The sequence below is a fragment of the Methanothermobacter sp. KEPCO 2 genome (assembly GCF_041228365.1).
Lineage (GTDB): Archaea > Methanobacteriota > Methanobacteria > Methanobacteriales > Methanothermobacteraceae > Methanothermobacter > Methanothermobacter marburgensis.
The window spans coordinates 628,689-644,790 of the sequence record NZ_CP166185.1; the positions used below are offsets into that span (position 1 = coordinate 628,689).

Annotated in this window: 15 protein-coding genes; 5 read left to right on the forward strand and 10 right to left on the reverse strand. The window is 52.7% G+C overall.

Translation table 11 applies throughout. From position 1 onward, the window contains the following. The first annotated feature begins 60 nt into the window (after positions 1-60). Positions 61-1,332 (forward strand): amino acid permease, encoded by a 1,272-nt coding sequence (locus AB9H23_RS03315; RefSeq protein WP_370005565.1) that lies wholly within the window; start codon positions 61-63, stop codon positions 1,330-1,332. Positions 1,333-1,416: 84 nt separating this feature from the next. Here AB9H23_RS03315 and AB9H23_RS03320 read toward each other — a convergent pair whose 3' ends face one another. From AB9H23_RS03320 to AB9H23_RS03350, 7 genes are all read right to left on the reverse strand, one after another. After that, a complete protein-coding gene (locus AB9H23_RS03320) occupies positions 1,417-2,667 on the reverse strand; it encodes a tetratricopeptide repeat protein (RefSeq protein ID WP_370005566.1) in 1,251 nt (416 codons plus the stop codon). A 92-nt stretch (positions 2,668-2,759) separates the two neighbouring features. Beyond that, the gene (locus tag AB9H23_RS03325) at positions 2,760-4,883 is read right to left on the reverse strand and encodes a response regulator (RefSeq protein WP_370005568.1); all 2,124 of its coding nucleotides are present in this window, start codon (positions 4,881-4,883) and stop codon (positions 2,760-2,762) included. Between the two features lie 10 nt (positions 4,884-4,893). Further along, positions 4,894-6,546 (reverse strand): DNA polymerase/3'-5' exonuclease PolX, encoded by a 1,653-nt coding sequence (polX, locus tag AB9H23_RS03330; RefSeq protein WP_370005570.1) that lies wholly within the window; start codon positions 6,544-6,546, stop codon positions 4,894-4,896. Between the two features lie 362 nt (positions 6,547-6,908). Continuing rightward, entirely contained in the window at positions 6,909-7,646 is a 738-nt protein-coding gene (locus tag AB9H23_RS03335; protein ID WP_370005571.1) for a geranylgeranylglyceryl/heptaprenylglyceryl phosphate synthase, read from the reverse strand. Positions 7,647-7,688: 42 nt separating this feature from the next. Further along, positions 7,689-7,835 (reverse strand): 50S ribosomal protein L40e, encoded by a 147-nt coding sequence (locus AB9H23_RS03340; protein WP_010876192.1) that lies wholly within the window; start codon positions 7,833-7,835, stop codon positions 7,689-7,691. A 2-nt stretch (positions 7,836-7,837) separates the two neighbouring features. Further along, positions 7,838-8,347 (reverse strand): DUF367 family protein, encoded by a 510-nt coding sequence (locus AB9H23_RS03345; RefSeq protein ID WP_013295761.1) that lies wholly within the window; start codon positions 8,345-8,347, stop codon positions 7,838-7,840. A 266-nt stretch (positions 8,348-8,613) separates the two neighbouring features. After that, the gene (locus AB9H23_RS03350) at positions 8,614-10,614 is read right to left on the reverse strand and encodes a VWA domain-containing protein (protein WP_321211986.1); all 2,001 of its coding nucleotides are present in this window, start codon (positions 10,612-10,614) and stop codon (positions 8,614-8,616) included. A gap of 205 nt (positions 10,615-10,819) precedes the next feature. On the opposite strand from AB9H23_RS03350, the gene AB9H23_RS03355 reads away from it, so the two are divergent. From AB9H23_RS03355 to AB9H23_RS03370, 4 genes are all read left to right on the forward strand, one after another. Further along, entirely contained in the window at positions 10,820-10,975 is a 156-nt protein-coding gene (locus AB9H23_RS03355) for a hypothetical protein (protein ID WP_013295763.1), read from the forward strand. Between the two features lie 3 nt (positions 10,976-10,978). Next, positions 10,979-11,455, forward strand: a complete 477-nt coding sequence (locus AB9H23_RS03360) for a hypothetical protein (RefSeq protein ID WP_013295764.1) — start codon at positions 10,979-10,981, stop codon at positions 11,453-11,455. Between the two features lie 191 nt (positions 11,456-11,646). Continuing rightward, positions 11,647-12,339, forward strand: coding sequence for a DUF116 domain-containing protein (locus tag AB9H23_RS03365; protein ID WP_013295765.1), 693 nt, complete (start codon positions 11,647-11,649; stop codon positions 12,337-12,339). Positions 12,340-12,343: 4 nt separating this feature from the next. Then, a complete protein-coding gene (locus tag AB9H23_RS03370) occupies positions 12,344-13,177 on the forward strand; it encodes a TatD family hydrolase (protein WP_370005575.1) in 834 nt (277 codons plus the stop codon). 168 nt (positions 13,178-13,345) lie between these two features. On the opposite strand, the gene AB9H23_RS03375 is transcribed toward AB9H23_RS03370, so the two are convergent. Genes AB9H23_RS03375 through sucD form a run of 3 tightly spaced genes read right to left on the reverse strand, consistent with a single transcriptional unit; the run spans position 13,346 to position 16,019 of the window. After that, positions 13,346-13,924 carry a TIGR00267 family protein gene (locus AB9H23_RS03375; RefSeq protein ID WP_013295767.1) on the reverse strand — a complete coding sequence of 193 codons (579 nt, stop codon included), beginning with the start codon at positions 13,922-13,924 and terminating at the stop codon, positions 13,346-13,348. A gap of 32 nt (positions 13,925-13,956) precedes the next feature. Next, positions 13,957-15,150, reverse strand: a complete 1,194-nt coding sequence (gene hmgA, locus AB9H23_RS03380; protein WP_370005577.1) for a hydroxymethylglutaryl-CoA reductase (NADPH) — start codon at positions 15,148-15,150, stop codon at positions 13,957-13,959. Further along, positions 15,150-16,019 carry a succinate--CoA ligase subunit alpha gene (sucD, locus tag AB9H23_RS03385; RefSeq protein ID WP_013295769.1) on the reverse strand — a complete coding sequence of 290 codons (870 nt, stop codon included), beginning with the start codon at positions 16,017-16,019 and terminating at the stop codon, positions 15,150-15,152. The genes hmgA and sucD overlap by 1 nt, the downstream gene beginning before the upstream one ends. Positions 16,020-16,102: the final 83 nt, after the last annotated feature.

The window sequence follows — 16,102 nt, forward strand, 5'->3', positions numbered from 1 at the left end:
ATGTTTCCATCCGGTTTTTGGGAACAAGATATTAAGGTGGAACCACTCTAATTTAAATCCATGAAACCCCGGCTGCGGAGGGAGCTGACCCTCTTTGACACGGTTAACCTTGTAATCGGGACCATAGTGGGGGCCGACATCTACATCGTGGCTGCCTATGGTGCGGGTAGCCTTGGCCCGGCCTCCATACTGGCCTGGTTCCTGGCCGGCCTCATGGCCCTGGTTATTGCACTTGTATTCTCTGAGGCCTCCAGGATACTCCCTGTGACCGGGGGACCCTACGCCTATGCAGGTGAGACCCTTGGACGTTTCGCGGGTTTCATAACCGGATGGTCCCTCTGGGTTTCCTCGTGGATAGCCATAGCGGTGTTCCCCATCGCCTTCGTCTACTACCTTGAATACTTCATCCCCCTGAATGCCATCTGGGAGGCCGTCATCAAGGTCCTCTTCATAGTCTCACTCACCCTCATAAACATTGCCGGTGTTGGGAGGGCCGGTAAGGTGAACGATGTCCTGACGGTCCTCAAGGTGGCGCCGGTACTCATCTTTGCAATCCTGGGGGCGGTGTACCTCGCCCTCAACCCATCAACCCCTGCAGGTAATTACACCCCCCTGGCACCCATGGGCCTGGGGGCCCTTGGCGGTGTCACCGTCCTTGTGTTCTGGGCCTACGTTGGATTTGAACTTGTAACGGTCCCTGCAGATGAGGTTAAGGATCCTGAGAGGAACATACCCCTGGCCATAACCCTGGGGATGGTCTTTGTGATGCTATTCTATCTCCTCACCAATGCTGTTATCCTTGGGCTTGTGCCCTGGAGTGTCCTTGCGGCCTCAAACGCGCCCCTCACGGTTGCCGGGTACAGCCTTATGGGTGGAATTGGGGCCCTGATACTCACTGCAGGTGCCGTGTTCTCAATTGCCGGTTCAGAGGAGGCCGGGATGCTCTCAACCGCAAGGCTGCTCTTTGCCATGTCCAGGGATGGTTTCCTTCCGCGTGCCCTCTCCAGGGTGCACGGGAGGTTCGGCACACCCCACGTCAGCATCCTGGTCCAGAACCTCACGGCCCTTGCAGCCGCACTCACCGGTACGGCGGCTGGACTCATTGAACTGTCAGTTTTAACCCTTCTGCTCCCCTACGCGGCAACCTGCGTTTCACTGGGGATACTTCGAAGGAGAGATGGCGCTAGGGTTCCTGTGAAGAGTGTCCTGGGTGTCCTTATCTGTATTTACCTCCTCCTGAATACAACACCGGGGACCATCATCGCCGGCTTACTCCTGATCATGGGGGGTGTGCCCCTCTACCTGATCTTCAGAAAAAAGAATCTGAAGTAGCTGTGGGTTCAGTACCCACTAAATGATGTGTGGAAGTCAGGCTATCCTTGCGTGTGAGTTTGTTTTTGATGATGTTCAGTACCACTAAATGATGTGTGGAAGGAGTAGCAGGATAAAAACGTAGGTTAACAGTACACAGATCATTATTGTGGAGTGTCTCAGGGCACGTGGATGTCCACCATTTACACGCAGGTAGCATGGCCCAAGAACAAAAAGGATGGAACTCAAAAACCCATCAATGTGTTCCAGGGTCCAGTCGAAAAGTAAATGCGGGTCTCTGGTTTTCCATGTCATGGTGAGGGTGTACATGACCCTGCTACTCTCCTGTGCCAGGTATGGCAGGATAAGCGCCATGAGAAGAATCAGCGGCCCAAAGAGGATGGGAAGGGATACTGCTGCCAGGATACGATCCCCTGAATCCTCAGGGTTTATCAGTTGCCGGATTGATAAATACAGAAATGCGAATGGGGTGAAAATCAGGGCCCCCAGGACCATTGGCAGTTCACTCCGTGGCCTTTCCTTCAGTAATATGTATATGGCTGCAGCCGTAAGGGCTCCCATTACCAAGGTGCCCGCGAACTCAGCTCTGAAAATTATCAGTACGAACTGGGCGAGGGTGATTGCCGTGAAGGCGTATGAGATGACTGTGAGTGCCCTGAAGGGGTATGGGTAGATGGACTCAGGGAGGTCCTCCTCGATGGGGACACCGTTAGCTGTATCAAGTGCTATTTTAAGGCATTTCTCAGAGGCCCACTGGTTCCCGAGTGCCTCAAAAGCCTCTGCCTTACCGATCCATACCGGGGCATTCCCTGCATCCAGCCTGATGGCCCTATCAAAGCATTCCAGTGCCTCCCGGTATCTCCCATGTTTATTCAGGGAGAACCCCCTGTAGACCCATGACTGGGCGTGGAGTGGATCAATGGCTGTGGCCTTTTCAAATGACTTCAGTGCCCCTTCATCTTCGCCCCACTGGTGAAGTATCAGACCCCTTCCATACCATAGGGTGGCGTTACCGGGGTTCTCATTGATGGATGATTCATAGAGTTCAAGGGCCCTCCGGTAACATGCGTCTCTCTCCTCATCCTCCCCGAGGATACTGTGGATGTAGCCCATCTTATGCCAGACCCGTGGATGGGGACTTATTTCCGTCAGTCTCTCAAGGGCCTTCAGGGCATCCCTGTATCTTCCCATCTTCTGGTTTATGTTACTCAGGAGCATCCATGCCGCCAGGTTTTCAGGGTCAGCCTCTGTAACCCTCCTGGCAATGTGGAGGGCCCTCTCAGGGGCACCCCACCCCACCAGAAATTCGGCAACTGCAAGCATGACCCTCTTCATAATACATATTCAAATATTAATAATATATAAATGGTGGCTTAAGGATTCCCTGTCCCCCTCCCTGGAATAAACTCCGCAATGCTCTGATACTATTATTCTGAACCTTCACCCTCCCCCCTGTGGACAGTCTTGGCCCAGCGCCTCTCGCGCCTCCGTAGCATGTGAACTGTCGCAGCCACAAAGAGCGGGATTAGGTATAGGCAGTAGGCCCAGTACTCAATGGATAACAGGATGGTACGGGGTATGCTGTAGCCGTCCATCCTTATACCGCTCATTGTGAGGGGGAAGAACGCCACGGTTGATATGAGGCCTATTATGAACGGGGCCTCCATCTTGAATCCGAAACCAGCAAGGTTCAGAATGAATACAATGTACCCCAGCATGACGAACCCTATGAAGATCATGGAGAAGAGGTAGAATATTGCGTCAAGCTTCCTGTGGAGTGCTATGGGGGCATCAATCATCGGGGCAAGGTATACGAAGAGTGTCTCCAGGTTACCTGTGAGCCAGCGGGTCCTCTGCCTGAAGAAGGCCGGCCACTCACTCACGGCCTCCTGAAAGACCTCCGCCTCCGGGGAATACCTGACATGGTAGCCCCTGAGCATCAGCTTGACGCTGAGGTTCAGGTCCTCTGTAACCGCGTAGCCATCCCAGCCCCCAATCTCCTCAACAACCCTCCTCTTAACCAGCTGACCGTTGCCCCCCAGGAAGGCCGGGACATCCATGTTCATCCTTGACCTCATGATTACGTTGCCGAATATGGCGAACTCAAGGTCCTGCATCCTGGTGAGGAGGTTCTCATCTGCATTGTACATCCTCACCCTGGACTGGGCGCCGGCCACATCATCACCATCAAGGTAGGGGACTATATTCCTCAGGAAGTCCGGTTCAACCCTGGCATCGGCATCAAAGACCGCTATGATGTCACCATCGGCCAGTGCCACACCATCATTGAGGGCGTACCCCTTACCGTTGAAGGCGAAGGGGGCCCTCCTTGTCACAACCTTCAGGTGCCTGTACCTCTTCACCAGTTCCTCGAGGATCTCACCGGTACGGTCCGTTGACCCGTCGTTCACAACTATGATCTCATAGTTCCTCCTCCCGTTTACATGGTAGTCCAGGGATGAGAGGGTCTCAACGCACCTCTCAATGGTGTTCTCCTCGTTGTTGGCGGGGACTATAATGCTCACCATGGGCATTGAATCTGAAACAGGCCTTTCGGGTTTCCTGTAACTGAATGAAAGATGCAGGAGACTGTAGACCACCGGTATGAAGAGTGTGTACATGAGCCAGGTCATGCTCCGTGTTATGAAGCCGTAGGCTGCAAGGCCGAGTATCAGCGATGATACAAAGAAGACGCCGGTCTTCTCTATCTTCATCTCCTCTGCCTTGGTGACGATGACCTCGTGCATCCTCCTTGAGTAGTCCTCCATGTCCCTGATGTTCTGTAGTACCACCTCGATCTCGGCCCTCAGCTGCTCGGTGCTGAAGGGCTTGAGTAGGTAACCGTAGGGTTCCGTCTCCAGTATCCTGGCGAGGGTCGAGTCATCTGAGTAGGCTGTCAGGTATATTACAGGGATCCCGTGTTCACCCTGTATCACCTCGGCGGCCTCTATACCATCCATCTCACCACGGAGGTAGACGTCCATGATGACAACGTCGGGCTGGAGTTCCGCGGCCGCTGATACAGCGCCCTCACCTGTATCCTCAACCCCCACTACCCTGAACCCTGCATCCTCCAGTTTATGGGAGAGGTCGGCTGCGACGATCGCCTCATCCTCCACCACAAGGACACCGGGGACTGCCCCTGTCTTCCTCTCCTTCGGAACCTTCAGTAGGTCCCTTATATCAGCCCGGTACCGTTTGAGTGCTGTTTCAACCGTCACCTTGAGTGTCCGGTCATCGTAGGGTTTGAGGAGGTAACCGTAGGCTCCGGCCCTCCTGGCCCTCCCTATGGTCTCGGGGTCAGAGTAGGCTGTGAGGAACACCACCGGGACCCTGAGTTCCTTCACCCTCCGGGCCACATCCACACCATCCATCTCACCCCTCAGGACTATGTCCATGAGCACAAGGTCCGGCCTCTTCTCTGCTATCAGCCTGAGGGCCTCTTTACCTGTGGCTGCAACCCCAACGACCCTGTAGCCCATATCCTCCAGTCTCATCTGGAGGTCCGATGCTATGAGTGCCTCGTCCTCCACTATCAGAATTGACGTCATGTCCTCACCTTCAGTTACCAAGCCACCTTCTGAGTTTCCTGATGCCCATGGTGTTTATCACATCGTCTGGCTCTGCCCAGCCGCGCCTTGCGGTTATAACACCCCACCTGATGTTCTCAAGGGCACCCCTTGAGTGGGCGTCACTGTTTATTGCGATCCTGCAGCCCGCATCAACCGCCATCCTGACATGGGTGTCCCTGAGGTCCAGGCGGAGGGGGTTGGAGTTCACCTCCAGGGCGACTCCCAGTTCAGAGGCGCGTTCAACCACCCTCTCCATGTCAACCAGGGGGTCAGGTGACCCGAGTATGCGCCCGGTGGGGTGACCTATTATATCCACAGGGTCATGCTCCATTGCCCTGAGTAGTCTCTCTGTGATGTTCCCGGAGTCATGGATGCTTGCAACAACCAGGTCAAAGTCCTGCAGGATTTTATCAGGGACCTCTAGGCTCCCATCATAGAGTATGTTGACCTCGACACCTGCAAGGACCTCCACCTCCTCTATACGCTCGGCGGCCCTCAGGTATGCATCCACATCGTCGATGTACCTTGCATGGTCGGTGAAGGCAATGTACTCCCTCCCAAGGATGGATGCGTACTCTGCCATGTACTCCATTGCATCGATGCCGTCACTGAACAGGCTGTGCATGTGGAGGTCCCCCCTGATATCTGACAGATTTACAGGGTCCGGGAGTTTTCCCTCCGCTGCAGCGGCCACCTCGCCACGGTTCTCCCTGAGTTCAGGTTCAATGTATGTGAGGCCAAGGGCCTCCAGAACCTCGGCCTCTGTCCTCCCGGCGACCCTCTCATCCCCCCTGAAGAGGCCGTATTCACTGAGCTTCATCGAGGAGGAAATGGCTATCCTACGTAGCTCCACGTTGAACTCCCATGAGCCTGTGAAGTATAGGAGTGCCGCGCCAAAGACCTCGTCGTCGAAGACCCTGAGGTCACAGTCAAGGCCCTCCCTGAGGCGCACGGTTGACTTCTTGGGGCCCTTAACCACTACCTCCTCCACCAGGTCCATGGAGGTGAAGTGGTCCATGACCCTATGGGGGTCGGTGGCTGTCACCAGTATGTCGATGTCCCCGACGGTCTCCCGGCCCCTCCTTATGGATCCTGCCACCTCAACCCTCCTGACACCCTCAAGTTCAAGGAGCTCTGATTTTATCATGGATGCCAGGGGTACCACGTAGGCGAGGGGTCTTCTGGAGATCCTTGACCTTGCAAGTTCAATGTTACGGAGTATCATTGCCTCCTTCTTCTCACCCATCCCCCTGAGTCTCCTTATACGGTGCCTCCTTGCCTGTTCTTCTAGGTCGTCCAGTGTCTTTATCCCCAGTTCCTCGTAGAGGAGTTTAACCGTCTTTGGACCCACACCCTCCACCGAGAGCAGGGAGTCAAGGTCCACCGGGTATTCCCCTGCAAGTCTCTCAAGGAGTGAGAGTGAACCTGTTGATAGTATCTCCTCTATCTTTGCTGCGATGTTCTCCCCTATACCGGGGAGTTCCCTGAGTCTTCCCTGGGCTGCCACATCCTCTATGTCCTCCCCGAGAAATTCAACCGTCCTCGCAGCCCTCCTGTAGGCCTTTGTCCTGAATTCATCGCCCCTGAGTTCCATGTAGTCAGCAACACGGTTCAGAATATGGGCCACCAGATGGTTCTTCATAAGGGCATATATATTGTGCATATTAGTTAACCGTTTTTGCTTTCAGGCAAATGGCAAGGCCCTCAATACAGCCGTATTCTCGTTGGGTGAATAGATGGTTTAAATGCAGATTAAGATGCAGAATCTGAGTTGTGGTGAAGAGATTCATCTAGTTTGAAGAAACCACCCTGGGAAATTAAAAAAAGCATTTTATGAATTGATGATTGGACCATTTAAGTAGAAGACCTCTGATCCATCGAAATATCAGTAAAATCAAATGAAAGGCCAAAATTTAGAGTTCCTGGATTACTGGGAAAAGAACATCAAAAAACTGAATTTTAGATGCCAGCTATACTCTGGATCAGTTAAAAGATAAAATATGACTAGAGGGACCCCATACCCTCAACGATCTCACGGATCTTATCCTCAACGTTTGAGCTGTTCTCAACCACAGTACCCGTGACTATGATATCTGCACCTGCACCTGCAACCCTTGCGGCATCTGCACCGGTCCTTATACCGCCGCCCACTATGAGTATCTGGTCTGTGCACCTCTTAACAAGGGATATCATCTCCTCAGGCACATGCTGTGGGGCACCTGAACCCGCCTCAAGGTAGAAGAGCCTCATACCAAGGAACTCTGCGGCCATGGCATATGCTGCCGCAATGTCCGGCTTGTTTCTGGGAACAGGCTTTGTATCTCCAACCCAGCCCACCGTACCCCCTGGTTCAACCACAAGGTAACCCATTGGGAGGGCCTCTATCCCCATCTTCTTAACGGCTGGCGCACCCAGGGCCTGGGCACCTATGATCCAGTAGGGGTTGTTTGAGTTGAGGAGACTCATGAAGAATATCGCATCTGCGTGGCGGCTGACACCTGTGGTGTTCCCAGGGAAAAGTATTATCGGGACATCTATGTTCTTTCTCAGAGCTCCTGCGGTGGCATCAAGTTCACTGGAATCGGTGGTTGACCCCCCGAGCATTATACCATCGGTACCGCCCCTTATGGCAGCCTCTGCGATTTCAACGGCCTCCTCAGGGGTCTGCTCCTCAGGGTCGATGAGGGTAAGGTGTATCTTCCTCTCCCCAAGAATATCATGGAAATAATCTTCAACCTTCATTTTGAACACTCAGAAAAGTAATAAATGGGGGAGTGGGGCTGTTTAGCCCCTTGGTTCCTTTGCCTTGTACCTTAATCCCTTGTAACCGCACTTCCTGCATGTCTTTGCAGTTGGTGGGTTCCTGGCGTTACATTTAAGGCAGATCTTGATATTGAATAGTCTGTTTTCTGCTTCCTCAAATCTTGCCATAATTAGCCTCCTATGTATTTGTTCTGAATCTCAACAACCTCACGGCTATCCCTAGCCCGGGAGTAAGCTTCAAGAAGTTCACGGTTGAGGTCCAGGAAGTGTGGACCCCACTTGAAGTAGGACATGATGTCAGACGCTATATCTTTCAGTCCAACTATATAAAGGGTTGCCGCCACAGCCTCCGCAGTTGATAGTATGCAGGGCTTTCCATAGTTGGTGGGGTTTGCGGCCACCAGGAACGGCAGCGACCTGTGGTTCCCTGCGGTCTGGAATATGACCGATGACTTTCTGACCTTTTTCCATGAGCAGTCCAGGGCTGCGATGCCCCTCCTCATGACCATGTCACGGTCCTCGGGTGAGACTGCCTTCTCAGAAAAAGGGTTGAGGACAAGTGCACCTCTGGGTATCTGGTTGAGACTATTTACTATTTTAAATTTTCCCTTCCTCCCCAGTTTGAGGCTGGTGCACTTCTTCCTGTCACACTCCTCTGCATGGTATACCACGATTCTCATCAGGGTGATATTGGAATGTCCATGTATAAATAATTTGGATGGATAGGGGATCCTAAGTGGTCTGTCCTAGAACATCTCCCTCTCATGCTCCAGATGGTGTTCCGAAGTAACCTCTGCTAGAACATCTCCCTCTCATGCTCCAGATGGTGTTCCGAAGTAACCTCTGCTAGAACATCTCCCTCTCATGCTCCAGATGGTGTTCCGAAGTAACCTCTGCTAGAACATCTCCCTCTCATGCTCCAGATGGTGTTCCGAAGTAACCTCTGCTAGAACATCTCCCTCTCATGCTCCATTATCCTTGGAACAGCTATGGATGGGTCCTCAAGGTCATGGAGGTCATAGTAACTGCCACCTGAGGCCAGGGCTATCTCCATGTTGAGGTCCCTTCCACCCCTTGAGCCCTGCTCAAAGTTTATGACAGCGGAGGGTATATCCTCCTCCCTGAGCCTGGCTGCTGCTTCAACCGCCTCCCTCTTGGGGTTCCTCTCAACCCCCACGTTTGGCATACCGTCGCTGAGGATAACCATGAACGGGACGTACTCGCTGTGTCTCTTCTCCTCCCTGAGTATCTCAAGGCCCCTCTTTATGCCCTGTGCCATTGGTGTTGTACCACCAACCCTTATGCTGTCAACCGTATCCCTGAATGATGATGCCCGGGCTGTTGAGGGTATTATAACCTTCGCGTCCCTTCCACGGAAACCCACAACACTTATCCTGTCCTTATGCCTCTGGGCGTCCTCTATGAACCTCTCTATGAGGCCCTTGACCCTGGCGGCCTTCTTCTCAGAGAACATGGACCCGCTTATATCCACCACCAGGACGATTGATGCCCTTGCACCGTGTTTGCGTATCTTCTCCCTTATATCGCCGGGTTCTATTTTAAGTTCCCCCCTTGAGGCGGCGGCCCTCAGTGTGGCGTCAACAGCAACGTCACCTGAGCCCCTGGGGAACCTGCTCTTCACGTACCTGCCCTTGGTGGTCTTTGACTCAACCCTTGAACCGTAGAGGCGCTCCTTCTTCTTACCCCTGATCCTGAGGAGCCTCTTTATATCAACGTCCATGTCCTGGGTTTCAGGTTCCCTGCCCTCCACGTCAGCGGCAAGGGCCCCCAGGGATGATGCCGAAGGTGAAGCACCTGAATCTCCACTGCTACCTTCCCCCGGTGAACCCTCTGCAGGGGTTTCATCCTCTTCACCCTCACCTGGGCCACTGCCTGAGTCACCACTTTCTGATTCAGACTCCTCCGACTCCCTTTCACGCTCCATCTCCTCACGGGCCCTCTGCATCTCCCTTCTCGTGTTTTCACGGTTATAGGTCCTTCCAGGTATTCTCTCCCCCAGAACCAGTATTATTGCATCCTCGACGTCCTCCTCACGGACCCTCCTCCTGCCGTTGAAGGCCGCTATGGCCTTTGAGGTCCTCACGATTGCAATATCGGACCTGTGCCCATCGACCCCTGCATCGACACAGACCCTTGCTATCAGCTCAAGGAGGTCGTCGTCAATGGTGACCGCTGGAAGGAGCTTCCTGGCCTCCATTATCCTCTCCCTGAGTTCCCGCTGACTTTCAGCGAACCTCTCAACGAATCCCTCAGGGTCATCCTCGAATTCATCCCTCCGCTTCATTATGAGGATTCTCTGCCTGATGTCGGTGACCGTGCCAACATTTATGTGTATACCTATCCTGTCTGAGAGCTGGGGCCGGAGTTCGCCCTCAGCGGGGTTCATGGTCCCAACCAGGATGAACCTTGATGGGTGCTGAAGGGATATTCCCTCCCTCTCAACTGTGTTCACACCGTAGGCAGCCGCATCAAGCAGGACATCCACCAGGTGGTCGTCCAGTAGGTTTATCTCGTCAACGTAGAGTATGTTCCTGTTGGCCTCTGCAAGTATACCCGGCTCAAGGGCCTTTATACCCTCTGTGAGAGCCTTCCCTATGTCAAGGGAACCCACCACTCGATCCTCTGTTGCACCCAGTGGTAGCTCAACCACCCGCATCTTCCGGTACTCCACCTCCAGGTCACCTGAACGGCACACCTCACATGCCTCTTCAGGTTCATCAGGGTCACAGTTGAAGGGGCAGCCCTTAACTGTCCGCAGCGATGGAAGAAGGTCTGCCAGGGCCCTCACGGCGGTTGTTTTACCTGTCCCCTTATCACCCTTTATGAGTACACCGCCTATCCTGGGATTTATTGCATTGAGTATAAGGGCCTTTTTCACCCTTTCCTGTCCAACTATAGCTGTGAATGGAAAAATAAGGTTCTTCATTAACTCACCTGGTTTTTATAACCATATAATTCTATCTTTATTCTCAATAATAAGTTTTTACGTGGAATGGTATTAAAATGGGGTTCTGGTTTAGGAATCAATCTGGATATGGTGGATGATGGTATTAAAATAGGGGTCCGGGGTAGGAATCCCTCTGGATAAAGTAGATAAGGGATGCCAAAGATAAATTGAGCTGGTGATAGATATGTGCACTGTTGGAGGTCCAATGGCTGATATTGACATCAAGAAGATGAAGACCCGTAAATGTAAGTGCCTTGACTGTGGAAACGAGTTCAAGGGTGTTGGAAGGCGGATAATCTGCCCATCATGCCAGTCAGATAATGTTGAATGTGAAGGCTAGAGGGTGAGTGGTCTGGAATTCAATCTGAGGGATGACAGGATACTCTTTGTGGAGTCGGATTCAGGTACACTTGGCATAATACCGTCCGGCAGGAGGAGAACCCTCTTCATGAATACCCCAGATGACGAGGTCGCCCTGTTTCTTGAACCAGATGACCTCATAGTCATATCCGCATTCAGCTCAGGGGAAAAGGCAAGGAGGGGTATAATGGCCCTCGCCTACCTCCTCCTTGAGATAGAAAATCCCCTTGTTGTTCTCCCTGAGAACCATCCAGGGTCCAGGAGGCTGAAGATGGTGGTCTCTGCCTCAGATACAATAAGACTGAGCTGCGAGATAACCCCTGGCACCCACCCGGACCACCACCTGCTCTGCTCGGTGAGTGAACTCTCAGGGATGGAGATAGTCTCGGAGAATGGCCTGGTTAAACTCTTAAACACGCCACCGGGTATCAGGTCGCGGGTGACAAAACTTGAGTGGTGAGGCGGGAAAACTATTTTTAAGTACACCCACATAAACCATCAACGTGAATGATTATGATCAACGAATTCTATCAGGGAAACTATTTTTAAGTACACCCACATAAACCATCAACGTGAATGATTATGATCAACGAATTCTATCAGGGAAACTATTTTTAAGTACACGCACATAAACCATGAACGTGAATGATTATGATCAACGAATTCTATCAGATATTCGGGCAGCTGGTATTCATCGCGGGTCTGGGCCTCATTGTGATGCTAGCCTCAAGCCTATTCCTTGGGAGGCTCCTTCTCAATGAGGACCGGTTGATATTTCCCAGACTCCTCCTTATCACAGTGGACATGTTCTACGGTCCATTCAAGAAGTTCTCAGAGACACTGGGACTCAACAGCCGCATAGTGGACCAGATAGGGGTTGAGGTGAGGAACAAGATCAACGAGAAGAGGTTCCGGTCAATAGACCCCCATGAAAAGGCACTCGTGTTGCCCCACTGCCTCAGAAACCCAAAATGTGAGGCAAGGCTTGACAGGACAGGGCTTGTCTGCACGGGGTGCAACCGCTGCATAATAGGTAAGATCAAGGAGCGGGCCGAGAGCATAGGGTACACAGTATTCGTGATACCGGGGTCAACCTTCATAAAGAAGATAATGGAGGAGCGTAGGTTCAAGGCGGTCCTCGGGGTGGCCTGCTACCAGGACCTCAACCTGGCCATGATGAAGCTCTCAAGGTTCACACCACAGGGTGTCCCCCTCCTCAGGGACGGGTGCTTCAAGACAAAGGTGGACTTCAGGGCCGTCCTTGAGAAGATGGGCCTTGAAGGTGAGATGAGAAGACCAAGAGGCTGCATGAACCAGGTACCCGAGAAAACCCTGGAGCGGTGATAGATTGGACATACCAATCACCGATAACCACATACACGTTGACCCCATCAACGGTGAGGGGCCGAAAGCCGTGGCCCTTAAATTTCAGAGGTCCGGTGGTAGGAGGATGATAATTCCCAACAAGCCATCCTGGACCATAAACGCCGGGACAGATTACCGTAAAACCATGGATACGGTGCTTAAGTACGCTGACATCATCAACCATGAGACAGAGGTTGAAGCATATGCTGTGGTGGGACTCCACCCGGCGGAGCTATCAAGGCTCCTTGAGGCCGGTCACGACCCTGAGAGGGCCGAGGAGATGATAAGGGAGGGCCTGGAATATGCCCAGTCACTGGTCCTTGAGGGGAGGGCCGTTGCAATAGGTGAGGTTGGAAGACCCCACTACCCTGTCCCCCCTGAGGAGATGGCCATCCACAACAGGCTGATGGTGTATGCCATGGAACTTGCAGCAGAGGCCTCATGTCCTGTGCAGCTTCACACCGAGACCTCAGGACCTGAAGAGTTCAGGGAATTCGCAGGGATGGCCTCTAAAGCAGGTATAAAGAAGCATATGGTTATAAAGCACTTCTCAGGTCCCCTGACAGGAAGGGATGAGAACCATGGACTCACACCATCCCTCATTGCATCCGGGGATGTCATAAGGGAGGGTATCAGGAAGGGGTCAGGGTTCCTCATGGAAACCGACTACCTGGATGATAGCAGCAGACCAGGCGCGGTCCTCGGACCCAGGACCGTCCCGAGGAGGACAATTGAATTCCTGAATAAGGGGATCTTCACCGAGGAGGACGCCTACAGGATACACCAGGAGACCGTTGAAAGGGTATACGGTTTATAAATCGCTAAGTTCTGACCTCAGAGGTACTCAATGAAATCATATATCACGTCCTCGCCTACGGTTTATAAATCGCTAAGTTCTGACCCAACAGTTAATTGTTTATGGATAAAGCATTTCAGGAAAAATAAAATCTGTTAATAACCTTCTGCATCTACCAAAAAATCTTTTTCAGTGGGATCCCCCAAGGAAGATGCTGACAAGACCTATCAGGATCCCTATCACAACAACCTCAAGGCTCGTCCTGTAGATGTTCTCCCTTGAAACCCTCCCGAGGTAAACGCCAAGGACCAGGAGGGCCGCAAGGCACAGTACAACGGTCACAATGGTTGCTGTCATCCTCTCAGATAACACAAGAAATGGGAGTACAGGTACAAAGGAGCCGAGGAAGCTTGAGAATCCATGTGTGAACATGCTCATGTACACGCGGCGCCTTGCCTGCTGGTGGATGATGGTGTCATCCAGTTTACCCTCATCCATCATCATCTTCCTCTCAAGCTCACGCATTGTCCTTGTTTCTTCAGCCCTCTCACCTATGAATGAACCGAAGGCATTGGACATTGCAAGGGCCACGCCCCCGCTGAGTCCTGTCAGGGCTATGAGGTGGTTGTCCACACTGAGACCACCGGCACCTGCAACTCCACTGGCGGTGAGTGTAACACCCATCACAGCCAGTATACCGTCAAGTGTCCCGAGAGCCACATAGCGGCTCATGTTGATGTACTCATGAAGAAATTCACGTATATCCATCTCTGATCATCCATCATTTCAGTCAATGAGGGCTAACCCCTCCCCAGTTCACTGTGCGCACGTGCAAGATGACCGGCTGCAAGGGCACCCATGAGGGATAGTTCACCTGCAAGGACAGCTCCCCCCACGATCTCTGCAAACTCATGGACACCCCCTGAACCCCGGACACCCATGATATCAAGGCACTCGGATGCCGTCTCAAGTCCCGTGCCGCCCCCAACAGTTGCAAGGGGCACATCAGGAAGGTTGACTGAGAAGTAAAGGTCACCGTTCTTCTCCTCTGCAACGGTAACCCCGAGGCTACCCTCAACAATATGGGCCTCGTCCTGGCCAGTTGCAAGGAATATGGCGCCTATTATGTTGGCGTAGTGTGCATTGAATCCCATGCTCCCAGCGAGGGCTGATCCCAGGAGATTCTTTGCGGTGTTAACCTCAACAACAGCCTCGGGTGTTGTCTTGAGCACCCTCTCAACCATCTCCCCGGGTACAGTCACCTCTGCACTGATGCTCTTACCCCGGCCCTCAACCAGGTTTATGGATGCGGGTTTCTTATCTGTGCAGAGGTTTCCACTCAGGGCAATCACATGGGCGCCTGTTTCCTCTGTGAGGAGTTCAAGGGCCTTCTCTGTGGCGATGGTGACCATGTTCATCCCCATGCTATCCCCTGTTGTGTATACGAACCGGGGGTAAACGTAGGGCCCCGCCACGATGATGGGATCTATTTTTATGAGTTTTCCGTGCCTAGTTGTTGACTCCGCCTCCTCCCTGAGTATATCAGTGTTCTCCTGGATCCATTCTCTGAGCTTTAAAGCCTCAACAGCAGAACCAGTCCTTATTACAGGGGCCCTTGTCATAGAGTCACCGGTTATCCTGACAGATGCGCCCCCGGACCCTGTGATCACAGAGCAGCCCCTGTTCACAGAGGCCACCAGTGCACCCTCTGAGGTTGCAAGGGGTACATAGTACTCGCCGTCTGCATGTTCACCCTTAACCAGCAGTGGCCCGGCGACCCCGAGGGGGATCTGAATGGCGCCTATGGGGTTTTCAATGTTCCTCCTTGACGCCCTATCCATGTCAATTGTATAGTGGGATACATGCTCAAGTCTGGCACCTGAGACCCTCTCAATGAACTCCCTTCTTATCCTGACAGCCTCATCAACAGGTACGTGCCTTTCAATTTCATAGAGCTTTATCTTACCCTCAAGGAGGTCATCCATGAGTGACATCAGAGAGCCCCCTCCATGCGCCTGAGTTCCCTGACAATGGCGGATGGCCTGTCAACAACCACCGCACCTGCGGCTTCAAGGGCCTCCCTTTTACTCTGCGCGGTTCCTGCACCGCCCTCTATGATGGCCCCTGCATGACCCATCCTCTTACCTGGAGGTGCAGTTGAGCCTGAGATGAAGGCAAAGACAGGCTTTGACATGTGGTCACCTATGTACTCTGCGGCCCTCTCCTCGGCGTCTCCTCCTATTTCACCTATGAGGACAACTGCGTCGGTCTGGGGGTCTTCCTCAAACCTCTCAAGGACATCCACAAATCCCAGGCCAGTGACAGGGTCGCCCCCTATCCCGACACAGGTGCTCTGGCCGAAGCCCGCCTCTGTGAGCTGGGCAGCGAATTCATAGGTCAGTGTCCCGCTCCTTGAGACTATGCCTATGTTGCCCTCGGTGAAGATGTTTGTGGGCATTATACCCAGTTTACCAACGCCAGGTGTTATTATACCCGGGGTATTGGGCCCTATAACTGTCTTACCCATCCTTTCAGCGTATTCCATTATCTGCATTGAGTCGTGGACCGGTATGTGCTCCGTTATTATAACCACAAGGTCAAGGTGCCTTATGGATTCAAAGGCCGCGTCCTTGGCAAAGGGCGCGGGTACGAAGATTATGGATGCATTGACATCCATCTCCTCCCTGACCTCCTCAACCGAGTTGTAGACGCCGAGGCCAAGGAACTCCTGGCCGCCCTTACCCGGTGTGACACCGGCCACTATCCTTGTTCCATATTCAAGCATCTGTTCTGTATGAAATGATCCCTGTTTACCTGTTATGCCCTGAACCAGGCATCTGGTATCCTCATCAAGCAGTATCATGATAAATCCCCTCAATACTATGTTGGTGAAATCTAAAATACTTGGTGATCAGTCAACCCACCCACTGGACCTGAAAGCCTCAA

Coding starts and splice junctions, on each gene's coding strand:
- AB9H23_RS03355 (WP_013295763.1), top strand. CDS start 10,820: ATGTGCACTGTTGGAGGTCCAATGGCTGATATTGACATCAAGAAGATG.
- polX (WP_370005570.1), bottom strand. CDS start 6,546: ATGAAGAACCATCTGGTGGCCCATATTCTGAACCGTGTTGCTGACTAC.
- AB9H23_RS03340 (WP_010876192.1), bottom strand. CDS start 7,835: ATGGCAAGATTTGAGGAAGCAGAAAACAGACTATTCAATATCAAGATC.
- hmgA (WP_370005577.1), bottom strand. CDS start 15,150: ATGTCACTCATGGATGACCTCCTTGAGGGTAAGATAAAGCTCTATGAA.
- AB9H23_RS03325 (WP_370005568.1), bottom strand. CDS start 4,883: ATGACGTCAATTCTGATAGTGGAGGACGAGGCACTCATAGCATCGGAC.
- AB9H23_RS03320 (WP_370005566.1), bottom strand. CDS start 2,667: ATGAAGAGGGTCATGCTTGCAGTTGCCGAATTTCTGGTGGGGTGGGGT.
- AB9H23_RS03350 (WP_321211986.1), bottom strand. CDS start 10,614: ATGAAGAACCTTATTTTTCCATTCACAGCTATAGTTGGACAGGAAAGG.
- AB9H23_RS03375 (WP_013295767.1), bottom strand. CDS start 13,924: ATGGATATACGTGAATTTCTTCATGAGTACATCAACATGAGCCGCTAT.
- sucD (WP_013295769.1), bottom strand. CDS start 16,019: ATGATACTGCTTGATGAGGATACCAGATGCCTGGTTCAGGGCATAACA.
- AB9H23_RS03365 (WP_013295765.1), top strand. CDS start 11,647: ATGATCAACGAATTCTATCAGATATTCGGGCAGCTGGTATTCATCGCG.
- AB9H23_RS03335 (WP_370005571.1), bottom strand. CDS start 7,646: ATGAAGGTTGAAGATTATTTCCATGATATTCTTGGGGAGAGGAAGATA.
- AB9H23_RS03315 (WP_370005565.1), top strand. CDS start 61: ATGAAACCCCGGCTGCGGAGGGAGCTGACCCTCTTTGACACGGTTAAC.
- AB9H23_RS03345 (WP_013295761.1), bottom strand. CDS start 8,347: ATGAGAATCGTGGTATACCATGCAGAGGAGTGTGACAGGAAGAAGTGC.